General features: G+C 67.9%; 15 protein-coding genes. 3 read left to right on the plus strand and 12 right to left on the minus strand.

What is annotated here, in order from left to right; all coding sequences use genetic code 11:
* Positions 1 to 52: 52 nt before the first annotated feature.
* Positions 53 to 481 carry a Fur family transcriptional regulator gene (locus ACWDRB_RS55290; protein ID WP_449908714.1) on the minus strand — a complete coding sequence of 143 codons (429 nt, stop codon included), beginning with the start codon at positions 479 to 481 and terminating at the stop codon, positions 53 to 55.
* On the minus strand, positions 478 to 1,689 hold the full coding sequence (locus ACWDRB_RS55295; protein WP_449908716.1) for an MFS transporter: 1,212 nt from the start codon (positions 1,687 to 1,689) through the stop codon (positions 478 to 480). The genes ACWDRB_RS55290 and ACWDRB_RS55295 overlap by 4 nt, the downstream gene beginning before the upstream one ends.
* Positions 1,690 to 1,762: 73 nt before the next feature.
* On the opposite strand from ACWDRB_RS55295, the gene ACWDRB_RS55300 reads away from it, so the two are divergent.
* A complete protein-coding gene (locus ACWDRB_RS55300) occupies positions 1,763 to 2,611 on the plus strand; it encodes a MucR family transcriptional regulator (protein WP_449908717.1) in 849 nt (282 codons plus the stop codon).
* A 131-nt stretch (positions 2,612 to 2,742) separates the two neighbouring features.
* Positions 2,743 to 3,888 (plus strand): HoxN/HupN/NixA family nickel/cobalt transporter, encoded by a 1,146-nt coding sequence (locus ACWDRB_RS55305; RefSeq protein ID WP_449908719.1) that lies wholly within the window; start codon positions 2,743 to 2,745, stop codon positions 3,886 to 3,888.
* A gap of 152 nt (positions 3,889 to 4,040) precedes the next feature.
* Here the strand turns inward: ACWDRB_RS55305 and ACWDRB_RS55310 are convergent, their stop codons facing one another.
* From ACWDRB_RS55310 to tsaD, 3 genes are read right to left on the minus strand one after another with little or no spacing between them, the layout of a single operon-like run.
* Positions 4,041 to 4,703, minus strand: coding sequence for a hypothetical protein (locus ACWDRB_RS55310; RefSeq protein WP_449908721.1), 663 nt, complete (start codon positions 4,701 to 4,703; stop codon positions 4,041 to 4,043).
* Between the two features lie 14 nt (positions 4,704 to 4,717).
* Complete coding sequence (gene def / locus ACWDRB_RS55315; protein WP_449908722.1) at positions 4,718 to 5,242, minus strand: peptide deformylase; 525 nt, start codon at positions 5,240 to 5,242, stop codon at positions 4,718 to 4,720.
* Positions 5,239 to 6,279: a tRNA (adenosine(37)-N6)-threonylcarbamoyltransferase complex transferase subunit TsaD gene (gene tsaD / locus ACWDRB_RS55320; RefSeq protein WP_449908724.1), complete on the minus strand. Its 1,041-nt coding sequence runs from the start codon at positions 6,277 to 6,279 to the stop codon at positions 5,239 to 5,241. Before tsaD ends, def begins: the two co-directional genes overlap by 4 nt.
* 411 nt (positions 6,280 to 6,690) lie before the next feature.
* Here tsaD and ACWDRB_RS55325 point away from each other — a divergent pair, with 411 nt between their 5' ends.
* Entirely contained in the window at positions 6,691 to 7,188 is a 498-nt protein-coding gene (locus ACWDRB_RS55325) for a hypothetical protein (RefSeq protein ID WP_449908726.1), read from the plus strand.
* A gap of 233 nt (positions 7,189 to 7,421) precedes the next feature.
* On the opposite strand, the gene ACWDRB_RS55330 is transcribed toward ACWDRB_RS55325, so the two are convergent.
* The 7 genes from ACWDRB_RS55330 to groL form a co-directional block, all read right to left on the minus strand.
* Positions 7,422 to 7,634, minus strand: a complete 213-nt coding sequence (locus ACWDRB_RS55330; RefSeq protein WP_449908728.1) for a DUF397 domain-containing protein — start codon at positions 7,632 to 7,634, stop codon at positions 7,422 to 7,424.
* Positions 7,625 to 8,215, minus strand: a complete 591-nt coding sequence (locus ACWDRB_RS55335; protein WP_449908862.1) for a DUF5753 domain-containing protein — start codon at positions 8,213 to 8,215, stop codon at positions 7,625 to 7,627. The genes ACWDRB_RS55330 and ACWDRB_RS55335 overlap by 10 nt, the downstream gene beginning before the upstream one ends.
* Positions 8,216 to 8,241: 26 nt before the next feature.
* Positions 8,242 to 9,294 carry an integrase core domain-containing protein gene (locus tag ACWDRB_RS55340; RefSeq protein ID WP_449908730.1) on the minus strand — a complete coding sequence of 351 codons (1,053 nt, stop codon included), beginning with the start codon at positions 9,292 to 9,294 and terminating at the stop codon, positions 8,242 to 8,244.
* Positions 9,295 to 10,025: 731 nt separating this feature from the next.
* On the minus strand, positions 10,026 to 10,430 hold the full coding sequence (locus ACWDRB_RS55345) for an SbtR family transcriptional regulator (RefSeq protein ID WP_449908732.1): 405 nt from the start codon (positions 10,428 to 10,430) through the stop codon (positions 10,026 to 10,028).
* Positions 10,431 to 10,725: 295 nt separating this feature from the next.
* Complete coding sequence (locus ACWDRB_RS55350; protein WP_449908733.1) at positions 10,726 to 10,968, minus strand: hypothetical protein; 243 nt, start codon at positions 10,966 to 10,968, stop codon at positions 10,726 to 10,728.
* 41 nt (positions 10,969 to 11,009) lie between these two features.
* Positions 11,010 to 12,275, minus strand: a complete 1,266-nt coding sequence (locus ACWDRB_RS55355) for an Nramp family divalent metal transporter (RefSeq protein ID WP_449908735.1) — start codon at positions 12,273 to 12,275, stop codon at positions 11,010 to 11,012.
* Between the two features lie 22 nt (positions 12,276 to 12,297).
* A complete protein-coding gene (gene groL / locus ACWDRB_RS55360; RefSeq protein ID WP_449908736.1) occupies positions 12,298 to 13,947 on the minus strand; it encodes a chaperonin GroEL in 1,650 nt (549 codons plus the stop codon).
* Between the last annotated feature and the right edge of the window lies 1 nt (position 13,948).

Genomic DNA, 13,948 nt, shown 5'->3' on the forward strand with positions numbered 1-13,948 from the left:
CTCCTCGAATTCTCCTACTTGCATATATCTCGCAGAAACAATAGTCCCGCAACTAGCTCGCGTCATGGGCGGCATGCCGACAGCGCCGGCACCGGCCCCGCAGGACCTGGCCGGCGGGATCCATCTCGAAGCCGCAACTCGCCATGACCAGGTCTGCCACCGGGGCCAACTCGTTCGCGGGCAACTCGACGAGCAGGCCGCAGCGCTCGCAGACGAGGTGATGGTGCGGCGTCGTGGCGAGACCGAACAGCGTCTCGCCGCCGTGCTCGATGCTGTGCAGCACGCCGTACTCGCTCATCACCGTCACGTTCCGGTAGACGGTGGAGAGATTCACCATCGGGTGCGCACCGGCCACCAGCCGATGCAGGCGCAGGACGCTGAGATGGGTCCCTGCCTCGTCGAGGACGTCCAGGATGGTCAGCCGCGGGACGGTCCGGCGCAGGCCCACGCGGGCCAGGGTCTCGTCCAGGTCACCGTTCATGCCGGACGGCTCCGTACGGCGAAGGCCACGGCGAGGACGGTCAGGACGACGCCCGCGATCCACAGAGGCGCCCGCAGCCCCGCGACGGCCGCGAGCGCGCCACCGGCCAGCGCGCCCAGCGGGGCGGCCGCCATCGACAGCGTCCGGCTGGCGCTGTTGACCCGGCCGAGCAACTCAGGCGGAACCTCGCGCTGTCGCAAGGTCACCGACAGCACGTTCCACACCGCGAACCCCGCCCCCGTGCCGCCCCAGGCCAGCGCACCCGTCACCGGGTTCGGGTAGGCGGCCAGCGCGAGATCGACGAGCGCGCAGACAGTCAGCGCCGCCACCTGGAGCCACCGGCGATCGAACCGCCGCACCAGGCCGGGCGTGACCATCGCGCCGGCCACCCCGCCGACCGCGCCGGACGCCAGCATGACGCCGTACCCGCCGTCGGACAGCCGCATCGGCCCCACGGCCAGCAGCACGAGCGTCGACTCCCAGGCCAGCGTCACGAAGTTCATCACACAGCCGATCAGCACCACCGTCCGCACCAGATGTGGCCGGACCAGCCAGCGCATCCCCTCCACCGCGTCACGGATCACCGCGCGCCTGGCCGAGGTCGCCGGGCCGGCGGTCCGGATGCCTGCGAGCAGGACCGCCGCCAGCGCGAGCGTCACCGCGTTGAGCCCGAAGGGCAAGGTCATCGCGGCGGCGAACAGCACCCCGCCCACCGCCGGGCCGATCAGGTCCTGGCCCACCCGCTCGGCCGTCACCAGGCCGCTGTTCGCCGACTCCAGCCGCGCGTCCGGCACGATCTTCGGTATGAGGGACTGCGCCGCGTTGTCGTAGGCGGCCTCGCCGACGCCGAGCAGGAACGCCACCGCGTACAGCACGACCATCGAACGGAGGTCCAGCAGCAGCGTCACCGTCAGCAGGCCGAGCAGGACGGCCCGCCCGACGTTCGCCACCGCCATGAACACCTCGGGCCGGCCCCGATCGAGGAGCGCCCCGATGGGCAGGCCGAACAGCACCCACGGCAGGTAAGCACAGGCCGTCAGAGCACCGACCAGCGCGGGGTCACGAGTCAGCGCCGCAGCGAGCAGAGGCAACGCCACGAGCCTGACCCCGTCCCCGAGGTTGGACAACGCCGCAGCGACCAGCACCCGCGGATACGGCGCGCGTCCGACGCCCATCGGTGCTTGAACGGGCACCTCGATGTGAATCACCTCCTCAGGCCGACCCGCGGCCACATTTACCTCCAAATGACATTCCTGCAACTAATATGCTTTTGCAAGCTACATGCAGCGATCTCTCCTGGGCCGGTGGATGATGAACTCTCCTCCGTCGCACGACGGGCTCCACGCCCCCATCGGCACGCTTGTCCGGGACACCGACAACGACCTCGTCCTGTGCCACGTGTGCGGGCGCTGGTACCGCGCCCTGGGCAGCCACGTCCGGGTCCATGGGCTGACCGCCGACGCCTACCGGCAGGCGTTCGGGCTGTTCGCCAGCAAGGCGCTTTCCTCCCGCGAGCACACGGAAGCCCGGCGCGCCACCCAACGGGGCCTCTACCGGCGATCTGTCCGCACCAGAACCGATCTCGGGCAAGGTCACCGGATGGCCCGCTCCGGCGAGCTCGCCGACCTGGCCTCCCGGCAGCGCCTGATCAGCCCTCAACGACGTGAGGCGCAACTACGCGAACTTGCCGCCGGCCGCCGCACCAGAACCGCGGCAGCCGAGGCCAGGCTCCGCGACAACCTGCGCGAGCTCGGATTCCCCGACGTACGCGACGGTTTGGTCAAGCTCTACATCGAGCAGCAGAACGGGATCGAGGAACTGGCCACCCTGCTCCGCGTGAGTCGCGCCGTGGTGCGCCGAAGCCTGACCGACCCCGGCATCGAGGTACGCCACACGGGCGTGAACAGTGACGCGGGAAAGCACTCCAGAGTCGGGGCGAACATCGCTGCGGCGGCTGCCCTGGCGGGGACCACAGACCTGCATCGCTGGCTCTCCGAACGGCAAGCGGAAGGATGGACGCTCGCCAGACTGGCCACCGCCCTCAAACGCAGCATCCCCTGGGTGCGGGCCCGGCTGGCCGAGCTTGCACCGCCGGACCGCGTCAAGAGCGCAGGGGCTGCCCGAACCTGACCCGGTGAGGAGGTCGTTACTGCCGCCGTCGTACCATCACCGGTAGTTGTTGCGCTTTGCTTGCAACAACGTACTTATTGCGGGTTGGCCTCAACGTCTACTATCCCGCATCGCACGACAGTGAGGGGCACATGAACTCCCCAACACCGACTCCAGACAGCACCGCGGGGCGCAAGACAGGGCTGCGCAACGCCTTCACCCCCAAAGAATGGCGATCTCTCGGCGGCATGACGGGGATCGTCCTCCTCCTGCACGTCGTCGGCTGGGCCGTGCTCGTGTTCGCTGTCGCTCCCCACCGCTACCAGCTCGGCAGCGCCGGGGTGTTCAGCGTCGGCCTCGGCCTGACCGCCTACCTCCTCGGCGTGCGGCACGCCTTCGACGCCGACCACATCGCCTCCATCGACAACACCACCCGCAAGCTCGTAGGCGAAGGCACCCCGGCCGTCAGCACGGGCTTCTGGTTCTCCCTCGGCCACTCCTCGGTCGTCTTCGTCGCGAGCCTGCTGCTGGCCCTCGGAGTCCGGGCGGTCGCCGGCGTCGTCCAGAACGAGGAATCGCAGATCGGGCAGACACTCGGCCTGATCGGCACCCTCGTCGCGGGCGGCTTCCTCATCCTGATCGGCCTGATGAACCTCGTCGCGGTCATCGGCATCGCCAAGATCTTCCGCAGGATGCGGACGGGCGAATACGACGAGGCCGAACTCGAACGGCAACTCGACCGCCGCGGCTTCCTGGCCCGCCTCCTCGCCAGGGTGATCAGGCGGGTCAGCAAGCCGTGGCACCTGTACCCCGTCGGCCTGCTCATGGGCCTCGGCTTCGACACCGCAACCCAGGTCGCGCTGCTCGTCCTGGCCGCCGGCTCGGCGACGTTCGTCCTGCCGTGGTACGCCATCCTCGTGCTGCCGGTGCTGTTCGCCGCCGGCATGAGCCTGTTCGACACCGCCGACGGCGTCTTCATGTCCCGGGCCTACGGCTGGGCGTTCCTCAAACCGATCCGCAAGGTCTTCTACAACCTGACCGTCACCGTGCTGTCGGTGACCGTCGCCCTGGTCATCGGCGGTGTGGTCCTCGTCGGGTTGATCGTCGAACGACTCGGCATCGAGACCGGGCCGCTCGCCTGGATCGCCTCTCTGAACCTCGACTACGTCGGCTTCGGCATCGTCGGGCTCTTCCTGCTGACCTGGGTCATCGCGCTGGCGGTGTGGAAGTTCGGCCGCATCGAGGAGAAGTGGTCCGACAGCACAGGAAAGGCAGAGTCCCTGCCCGCCACCGAGTAGCCTGGCGACTCTCCGCACGGGGCTCCCGTGTGGTGAGAGGGTGTGACGTTACGCGAGGAGGCTACCGGTTCGGGGAGCCTCCTCGGATGCCATCCGGCCATGCGACCGCGCGCTGGGTTCTGCAGCAGGCGCAGTCACCACGTTGTGGGTGGTCAGCTGCTCACCAGGCGATCCTCCGCCTCTGTGGGGCCGCTGATGACGTCCAGCCAGCGTGCCAGTTTGTCGCGGAATCCGCGGCGTCCGTCCAGTGTCACGGGCGTTTCTCCCGCTGCGAGGCTGACCAGGTGCTGGGCGGTCTCGAAGGCCATCGTCTCGGGAATCAGCAGACCGTCAGGCCGTAGGGCCGTTCGCGGCAGGGTGGGCCGTCCGTCGGCGATGGTGAGCGCGTCGTGGGCCAGGTCGCGCAGGTCGCGGTCGCCGTTCTCCATGGCGAGGATCACCGCGCCCGACCGGCGGGCGTCCGCCACTCGCTCCAGGACGTGCTCGTCGCTCGCCCCGGGAGCGACGACGAACAGCGTCTGCCCTTTCCTGGCTGCTTCGAGTCTGCTCAGCCCGACCGACAGGTGCGCGGGCGCGCCGGCGGGGACGTGGTGGCGGATCAGCGTGGGCGCCAGCTCGGGGATGCCCGCGAACTGCGCCTCGTCGGAGAGGTGCGCGGCCATGTGCCAGGGTTCGTCGGTGGGAGTGCCGACCACCAGGAGGTCTCCGGCCTGGTGTCCGGCCGTGCGGAGGGTGCGGGCGAATCCTCGGGTCCTGACCACCCAGTCGGTGCCTTCCAGCAAGGCGCGGGTGATCTGGATGCGGGCGTCTTCCATGACGGTCTCCCGGTTCAGGTGGAGGCGCTGCGGCGCTGGTCGTGTTCGGCGAGCACCGCACGGCGGGTGTCGGCGGGCAGGCGGTCGATGTAGAGGAGCCCGTTGAGGTGATCGGTCTCGTGCTGGAGACACCGGGCCAGGAGTCCGGTGCCGTGCACGGTGACCGGTGCGCCGGTGACGTCGAAGCCGTCGCAGACGGCACGGTCGGGGCGTGCGAGCTGGGCGGAGCATCCGGGGATCGACAGGCAGCCTTCGTTGCCCTCATCGAGCCGGCGGTGCTTGATCTCGGGGAGCCGCAGGACCGGGTTGACCACGACGCCCTTGTGGAGGACGTCGTCCTGGTCCGGACAGTCATAGACGAAGACACGCTGGTCGACGCCGATCTGGTTGGCGGCCAGGCCGACGCCGCGAGCCGCGTACATGCTGGCGAACATGGTCCCGACCAGACGGGCCAGATCGTCGTCGAAGCGTTCGACGGGCCGGCAGGGCTGATGCAGCACCGGCGTTCCCACCAACGTGATGGGCAGGGCGTCGGTCACGAGCGGCTCCATTGTTCTTCGTGGGGGTTGAGCGAGGCTCTGGTCAGCGGGGCCGATGGGTCGGCCGCCAGGGCGAGTGGCGACGGCGCCGTGTCCGCGGCGATGAGGAGATCCCCGACGGCCGCGATCATCGCTCCGTTGTCGGTGCACAGTTGCGGGCGGGGCACGCGCAGCGTGATGCCGGCGGCGGCGCATCGCGTGGCGGCGACCTGCCGGAGCCTGCTGTTGGCGGCGACCCCGCCGACGATCAGCAGGGTGTCCACGCTGTGGTCGAGGCAGGCTTTGACGGCCTTGCGGGTCAGGACGTCGATGACCGCCTCCTGGAAGGAGGCGGCGATGTCGGCCACGGCCTGCCTGGAGCCTCGTTCGACGTGCCGGGCGACGGCGCTCTTGAGCCCGGAGAAGGAGAAGTCGTAGCCGGAGTCGAGCATGGCCCGCGGGAAGCCGATCGCCGACGGGTTCTCGTCGCGGGCGATCCGATCGATGGCGGGGCCGCCTGGATAGGGCAGCCCGAGGATCCGCGCGACCTTGTCGAACGCTTCACCCGCGGCGTCGTCACGGGTGTCGCCGAGGTGCACGATCGGGTCGCGGGCCAGGTCACCGAGCAGCAGCAGCGAGGTGTGGCCGCCGGAGACGATGAGCGCGACCGACCGCGGGGGCAGCGGCCCGTGCTCCAGGGTGTCGGCGGCGACGTGCCCGGCCAGGTGGTGCACGCCGTACAGCGGCTTGCCCAGGGCCAGCGCGTACGCCTTGGCGGCGGCGAGCCCGGTCTGCAGCGCGGTGGCCAGGCCCGGCCCTGAGGTGACCGCGATGGCGTCCACGTCGGACGGGGCGATCCCGGCCTGCTCGAAGGCGGCTGTCAGGCACGGCACCATCGCCTCAAGGTGGGCCCGGGCGGCGATCTCGGGCACCACGCCGCCGAAGCGGATGTGCTCCTCCATCGAAGAGGACAGCGCGGCCCCGAGAAGCCGACCGTCCGCGACGATCCCGACGCCGGTCTCGTCGCACGAGGTCTCGATCCCCAGAACGATCGCCATACCCACCTTCTCTAGTTGCGATTAGTTTGCAACTACGAATAATAGGCAATATCGATGGACGCCGTCGGCGGTTACGGATTCCGGAGATGAACGATGCGAGCAGCAGCGATCAGGCCCGCTTCAAGGCGGCAGGTCATGAGATCGTCCGCAGCGCGCCAACGACACGAACCTGGTGTTCGTCGACCGCCGGTACACGACTCGGGGGCACCGGCACTCATGGATGCACGTTGAGAGTAGTTGCAATAACTGTGCAGTAAGGTTTGACCATCGGCCATCTGGCTGGTGCCGGGAGGCGAAGTATCGACGGGCGCCCGTGCCACGCATGCCGCCCGCTCTCGGGGCACGGATACGCCATCACGTTGCCCCTGCGTATCAGTCGCGATGGATGGGCCGACGAGGACGGGATTGCCTGTGGACGATCAGATCGACGCTGGACTCGCGCCGGTCTCCGTGGAGACGCTCTTGTTCCAGGTAGCTGTTGACGGCCGCTGGCTCTATCGGCGGATCGCCGCAGCACCCGACCGGAGTGAGAGCCCTGACGAAGTCGCCCGCCGGATCAGTGAGCTGTCCGCAGATGATCCGTTCACCGTCGTGCACTCCACGAGCTGGCGCCATCGGCCGGAAGGACAGGTGGTGCTCACCTATGCCGTGTGCCCCGACCCGGCGCCGCACCTGCCCGCCGAAGAGCTGCCCGCCCTGGACATCGCCCAAGGCAGCGCGCCGGCAGCGCCCACGCCGGAGCGGATCGACGTCATCAACGTCGCCAGCCACGCGATCCGCCACCTGGCATTCCTGATGGTCACGGACACCGTGGTCCGCCGCGCATTGCTGCACCATCCTCCCATCGCCATAGCCCTGGAGGAGCTGGCACCGCTGACGATGACGCGGCTGGAAAGCACGCTGGCTTGATTGGCACGGCATCGTGCGACCCGCCCCCATGTACGATGTGCAACTTGAGCAGCGACGACTACCGCGCCGAGGCCAAGCACACTACGTCGATGCCCAGCATGTACCCGTGCCCGACAGTATCCACCGCAGGAGTGGTTCAAACGGTCATAGGCCGTTTCGGTCGTGTGGTTCAGGTATGAGAGGAGGCCTCGGCACCCAGCCGAAGCCCCCTCTTCGCTAGCGTCGGTAGGGGGTCAGAAGTCGAACTCGCCCTTTTTCGCACCGTCAATGAACGCGGCCCATACCTCGGGCCGAACGACGAAGGGAGCCTGGTCAGGCGCTTCGGTGTCACGAATGCCGACACGACCGCCGGACAGTGGTGCGACTTCGATGCAGTTTCCGCCGTTTCCGGTCGAGCGTGTCGCCTTGCGCCAGGCCGCCGTCTCCAGCTCGGCCCTCAGGTCCATTTCTCCACCATCTTCCTGATGAATTCGACCGACGCCCTCTGGGGGAGAGCATCCGCCCTGATGGCGTCCAGCTTCATGGTAACCAGCTCAACCACCTCGGCGTAGCTCGTCACGACGGGCTCGGCAGCGGTCTCCAGATAGACCGTGTGACGGACGCCGTTGGGCGCTTGCGCGATGACGATACCTCCACTCAAGCCGGGGTTGGCGCCCAGCGGACAGATCTGCACGGTGATGTGCGGGACTCGCGCAGCTTCCAGCAATCGCTCCAGTTGCTCCCGCATGACTCCGGGGCCGCCGATGGGCCGGCTGAGGACCCCTTCGTCCAGCACCACCAGGTAGCGAGGGGGGTGGGTGCGGGTGAGGATCTTCTGCCTGGCCAGGCGGGTGGCGACGAGGGCATCGATGCGTTCAGTGTTGTAGCCGGATTCGCTTTCCAGCAAGGCGCGGGCGTAGTCGGCTGTTTGCAGCAGTCCCGGGACCACCAGGGGCTGCCAGGTGCGCAGTGACTGGGCCTGTTCTTCCTCCTGGAGCCAGGGTGCGAACCAGGTGGGAGCCGTGTCGCGATGGTGTACCGCTCGAATATGGCGTTACGTGCCCTGAGCTGCGGTTAAGCCGCGTGGTGGTACTCGCTGATCATTCCTGCAACTACGGGTTTTCGGCGGATGGATCGCAGGTTGTTGAGGTCGATCACGTCGCAGGCGGGCTGCGTTGCGACGTCCGGGGGACGTTGGTGTCGGGACTGGTGCGGCCTATGCCGGTTGTAGTGGATCAGGTACTCGTGGAATACGAACGCCAGGTGGCGTTCATTGAGGATCAGGACCCGGTCCAGGAGTTCACGGCGCAGGGTACCGATGACCCGCTCGCAGATACCCTTCATCCTCGGCGTCCGCGACATGGTGGTGACGACCCGCAGCCCTTCGGCTGCGAAGACCTCTCTGAAGGCGGAGGTGAAGAGCGGATCCCGATCGTGAATCATGAACCGCAGCCCGACGATACGCTCCCCCAGATCCATCGCCAGGTTGCGGGCCTGCTGCACGGTCCACGCTCCGGTCGGGTGCGCGGTCACTCCGGCCAGGTGCAGTCGTCGGGTGCCGTGCTCGATGAAGACCAGCACATACAGCCGCTTGAGCAGCGCGGTCTCGACCACCAGGAAGTCGCACGCGATGATCGCGTGGGCTTGCGCGGTCAGGAACTGCCGCCAGGTCGGCCCAGCCCGGCGAGGTGCCGGATCGATACCGGCGGCGCGCAGGATCTCCCACACCGTGGAGGCCGCGATGCTGTAGCCCAGCCGAGCCAACTCGCCCTGGATCCGCCGATGCCCCCATGTCGGATTCTCCCGCGCCATCCGCACAATCAGTACCTTGACCGACCGACGGGTACCGGGCCGTCCCGGGCGCCGCCTGTCGGTGAAAGTCCACTTCAGCGCCACGAGGCTACGATGCCAACGCAGGATCGTCGCCGGGGTGACCGGGAACACCTCCACCCACCGGCAGCGATGGACCAGACGCGACAACGCCGCAAGCCAGAGCCGGTCGGCATGACCCCACCGCAGCCGGCCGCGGAGCTGACGGCGCAGGACCTGGTTCTCGTGACGGAGCACCAGCAGCTCAACATCCTTCGACAGATCAGTGCGCACCAGCACCGCCAGCAGGCCGAACAAGCCCCTCACCAACCCGTACACAAGCGACAACAAAACCCCGCGATGATCGCAGTCGCCATCCTGATCGCGCAGCAAAACCCCAGCTCACAGCACGAAACCGTGTTTTCGAGCGGCACAGGATGGCGCCGCCGGCCCGTGTCGCGGCCTGGTGAGCCTTCCAAAACCTTGCGGACCGTGACGGCGGCCATCGAGTCAGCCTCTGTCACTCGAATGCACCACATTGGGCAGCAGCGCGGTCACCACGACAACGGATCGCCGGGACAACCACCCGGCACGGTCGTAGTGGATCTCCCACCACTCGCTCTCGGCGGCCACCCCCGAGTGCTGCAACCGCCACGAGCCCTACTCGAGGCAGTCATTGGTGCAGTAGTCGATCGGGATCCGTAGGCGTTGATCTGCTTCCACAGCTCCAGATGCACCTCGCCCGACGGTACCAGCGGCACGGCGGTCGGCACCGTGTAGTGGGCCGTTGGGCGACATCGCCCGCCGCAGTTAGAAGGTGTTGGGGATAGACCTGCAACGGAACCGTTTCGTACGGAAAGCGCCTTCTCGCAGACCAGGACGAGTACGGAACGGTGCCAACGCAGGGCGTTAGCGTACAGCCCAGTTTGGTTGCGGCCCGCCTGTGATCGTAGTTCGAGATGGATGGGCTGGCGGGTGACCCCCGGCGATAGTGATCTCTATGTCCGGAACTCCTCAGTAGCGGACGAGATCAGTTCAGTGCTGGCATGTCAGCCGGAGCGCAGTCCGGCCAGAATCACCGCGACGAGCCGCCGGACCGCCGCCTCGGACGGGAGGGTGCCGGCCGCCCGTAGGGCGTACTCGCAGTAGCCGGCAAGCTCGTTCGAGGTGACATCGCTCCGGACGTGGCCCGCCTCAGCGGCGTCGGCCAGCAGACCTCGGATCATGTCGCGGACGCGTCGCTGGGCCCGGAAGACGTGTCCGTCGCATTCGATCGCCTCCAGTTCGGAAGTACGTTGTTTCACCTGATTCCTGGCCGCGCCGCGTTCGTCGGTCGCCGCTTCCACATCCTGCCGGGCGCGGGCTAGGGCGGCGGATCGAAGGTGCGGCTCCTGGCCTTCGGGGGAGGCAAGCAATCGCCCGGCGGTGGCGCGATCGGCGGCGGGCCGTTGCATGAGTTCGCGCTACAGCATCGATTGGGCGGCGCGGATTTCCAGAGCCTTGAGCGCGTCTTCCTGGCGGCGGCGCAGAGCATCCAGAGGTGTGGCCGGATCCCCCGACAGCTGGCATGAGCAGGGAATGTCAAAACTGTTCAGCGGTAACCGACACATCGCTAGACCTCATCCAGCGCTTCTCCGATCGCGTTGTTGAGCAGGACTCCGGCTCCGGTGATCGCCCCGCTGTGGGGCCGGGGCCACCAACGGACGGTGCTCCGCAGCAACCGGCCTGGACCGGCCGGGAACGGGTCACTCACCCGCCTGAGGACATCTCCACAAAAAGGAAAGCAAGACCGGTTACCGTGGCGGCTGTGCAGAGCACCGCGACCCGTATCTTCTGCCGTCGCCACCACAGCACCCGTCGGCGTACCGACAAGGGAAGAAGCTCCCACTCCACCCACCGAAGCGCCAGCCCGTACATGACCAGCAGCGCGAAGCCCAGCACGCCGAGCGACGTCATCGTGAAAGCAATGCGATACATGTCGGGCATCCGCATGTTCCTCCCTGCAGGTGGCAGGCACGTCGGCAGGCGCGGTGTCATGTGCCGAATGTGACAGCGAGCAGGTAGACGTTGAGACTGACGATGAGCGTGGCGACGGCGCCGGCCAGCACGGTGGTGATCCGCCTGTTCACCATCTCTCCCATCACACGGCGACTGCCGGTGAGTAGCACCAGCGGGATGAGAGCGAAGGGGATTCCGAACGAGAGCACCACCTGGCTGAGTACCAGGGCGAGAGTGGGGTCCAGGCCCAGCCCGAGCAGCAGCAACGGGGGCAACATCGAGACCGAGCGGCGCAGCCAGATCGGGATCTGGCGACGGATGAAGCCCTGCATGACGATCTGTCCGGTGTAGACGCCCACACAGGACGAGGCGAGGCCCGAGGCCAGCAGCGCGATCCCGAAGATCACGCCGGCAAGGTGCCCTGACGTGGTGGAGAACGACGCGTGAGCCGCTTCGATAGATTCCCCTGCCTTGGGGGAGAGCGCCGTGCCGACGACGATGATCGAGATGTTCACTGCCCCGGCCATTGCCATCGCGACCACCACGTCCCACCGGGTGACCTGCAGCGCGCGGCGACGTGGTCCTCGGGTTCCGCCTTCGGCGCCCGGTAGGGCCTGGGTCAGCGCCGAGTGAAGGTAGATCGCGTGCGGCATCACCGTGGCACCGACGATACCCGCCGCGAGCAGGACGCTCTCGCCTCCGGCGAACCCCGGCACCAGACCGGCGACGAAGCCCGTCGTGGCCACCGGCAGACGGAGCGTCTGGTACACGAAGGCGAGCAGGACGACCGCGAGCAACCCGATCACTACGGGCTGGAACCCCTGCCGGCCCCGTATCCGCATCATCAGAATGACCAGCAGCCCCACGCCGGTGATCAGACCGCCGATGACGAGTGGCAGCCCGAACAGCAAGTTCAGCGCCACCGCGCCGCCGACGATCTCGGCGAGATCCGTCATTATGATCACCAGCTCGGCTTGGACCCAGAGGGCCAGCCGTACCGGGCGGCTGTACCTGCTGCGGCACATCTCGGGCAAGTTTCGTCCGGTGGCGATGCCAAGCTTCGCCGACAGGTACTGCACCAGCATCGCCATGATGTTGGCCAGCACCACCACCCACAACAGCAGGTAGCCGTACTTGGCCCCGGCCGTGAGGTTCGTGGCGACGTTCCCGGGGTCTATATAGGCGACCGCCGCCACGAATGCCGGGCCGACCAGGCCGAGCCCGCCGCGTACCGCGCGCAACCGGGTTCTGATCGGCGCAGGTCGCACCGGCCTCTGGATCTCCGTGCCGATCGGGTTCATCGTGGTCCCGTCCCTCGGGGTCTCAGGCGATGTTCGACGGCCGGACCATGCCTTCGGCGAGGTCTCCGAAGCCGGGGGCCACGATCGCCCCCGGGTTGTACAGGACCTCCTCCACGACCAGGGTCTCGGTGGTCAGCAGCAGTGCGGCGATCGAGGCGGCACTCTGCAGCGCCGACCGAGTGACCTTAAGCGGATCGATCACACCGGCGGCGAACATGTCGCCGTAATCGCCGGTGAGGGCGTTGAAGCCGTGTCCGACCGGCAGGCCGGCCACCATCTCGACCACCTCGTCACCGGAGTAGCCGGCGTTGATGGCGATCCAGCGCATCGGCTCCCCCAGCGCCCGGCCGACCAGGTCGCGACCGGCGGCCGCGTCCCCGGAGAGCTCCACGTCGTCGAGCGCGGACCTGGCCTGGAGCAGTGCCACGCCGCCGCCGGCCACTACGCCCTCCTCAATGGCCGCGCGGGTGGCCGAGAGCGAATCCTCGACGCGGTGCTGCTTCTCCTTCAGCTCCACCCCGGTCGCGGCGCCGACGTGGATGACCGCGACGCTGCCGGAGAGCCGGGCGATGCGCAGTTGCAGACTGTCTTGGTCGTGCTCGTTCTCGGCCCGCTCGTACTCCCGTTTGATCTGCTCGATGCGGGCGGAGACGTCGGCGTCCAATCCGGCCCCGCCCACGATGGTCGTGCTGTTCTCGGTGACGGTGATCCTGCGGCACTCACCGAGCTGGTCCAACCTGATGGTGGACAAGCTGAGGCCCGCGTCGCCGGTGATCACGCGCCCACCGAGCAGGGTGGCGAGGTCCTCCAGTTCGGCGACCCTGCGGTGGCCGAACCCGGGCGCGCGGATCGCCACCGATCTGAAGGTGTCGTGCACGTTGTTGGCCACCAGCATCCCAAGGGCGGGACCGTCAACGTTCTCCGCGAGGATGACCAGCGGACGCCCTGTACGGGTGGCCTGCTCCAGCACCGGCATCAGCGTCTGCACCTTGGAGATCGTCTCGTTGGTGAGCAGCACGTACGGGTTCTCCAGGACCGCCTCCATCCGGTCCTTGTCCGTGACCATGTACGGCGAGACGTAGCCGTGGTCGAACTCGACCCCGTCGACGAAGCTGACACCGAGTCCGAAGGCCGGCCACTCCTCAACGGTGACCACGCCTGCCGTACCGACCCTGGCCATGGCGACAGAGATGGCGTCACCGATCTCGGTGTCGTTGCTTGCCGAGAGCATCGCGACGTGGGCGAGGTCGGCCTGACCTCCGACCTCCCGGGACCGCTCCTGCAAGCGTGCGACGACCGCAGCCACGCCGCGTTCGATGCCGCTCTTCAGCTGCATCGGGTTCGCACCCGCATCGACGGCGCGCATCCCCTCGCGTACCAGGGCCTGGGCGAGCACCGTCGCGGTGGTGGTCCCGTCGCCGGCCACGCCGTTGGTCTTGGTCGCGACCTCCTTCACCAGCTGCGCACCCATGTTGGCGAACGGGTCGCGCAGCTGGATCTCCCTGGCGATCGTCACACCGTCGTTGGTGATGGTCGGCGGGCCGGTCAGCTTCTCGATGACGGCGTTGCGCCCCTTCGGACCGAGAGTCACCTTGACCGCGTCGGCGAGCGCGTTGACACCCGACACGAGCAGCTGACGAGCCTCGACATTGAACCGCAGGTCCTTGGCCATA

The organism is Nonomuraea sp. NPDC003707, from assembly GCF_053587055.1.

Excerpts from the sequence above, each read along its gene's own strand:
- ACWDRB_RS55290 (WP_449908714.1), bottom strand. The coding sequence starts at position 481 with ATGAACGGTGACCTGGACGAGACCCTGGCCCGCGTGGGCCTGCGCCGG.
- ACWDRB_RS55300 (WP_449908717.1), top strand. The coding sequence starts at position 1,763 with ATGCAGCGATCTCTCCTGGGCCGGTGGATGATGAACTCTCCTCCGTCG.
- ACWDRB_RS55305 (WP_449908719.1), top strand. The coding sequence starts at position 2,743 with ATGAACTCCCCAACACCGACTCCAGACAGCACCGCGGGGCGCAAGACA.
- ACWDRB_RS55310 (WP_449908721.1), bottom strand. The coding sequence starts at position 4,703 with ATGGAAGACGCCCGCATCCAGATCACCCGCGCCTTGCTGGAAGGCACC.
- tsaD (WP_449908724.1), bottom strand. The coding sequence starts at position 6,279 with ATGGCGATCGTTCTGGGGATCGAGACCTCGTGCGACGAGACCGGCGTC.
- ACWDRB_RS55330 (WP_449908728.1), bottom strand. The coding sequence starts at position 7,634 with ATGGACCTGAGGGCCGAGCTGGAGACGGCGGCCTGGCGCAAGGCGACA.
- ACWDRB_RS55345 (WP_449908732.1), bottom strand. The coding sequence starts at position 10,430 with ATGCAACGGCCCGCCGCCGATCGCGCCACCGCCGGGCGATTGCTTGCC.
- ACWDRB_RS55350 (WP_449908733.1), bottom strand. The coding sequence starts at position 10,968 with ATGCGGATGCCCGACATGTATCGCATTGCTTTCACGATGACGTCGCTC.
- ACWDRB_RS55355 (WP_449908735.1), bottom strand. The coding sequence starts at position 12,275 with ATGAACCCGATCGGCACGGAGATCCAGAGGCCGGTGCGACCTGCGCCG.
- groL (WP_449908736.1), bottom strand. The coding sequence starts at position 13,947 with ATGGCCAAGGACCTGCGGTTCAATGTCGAGGCTCGTCAGCTGCTCGTG.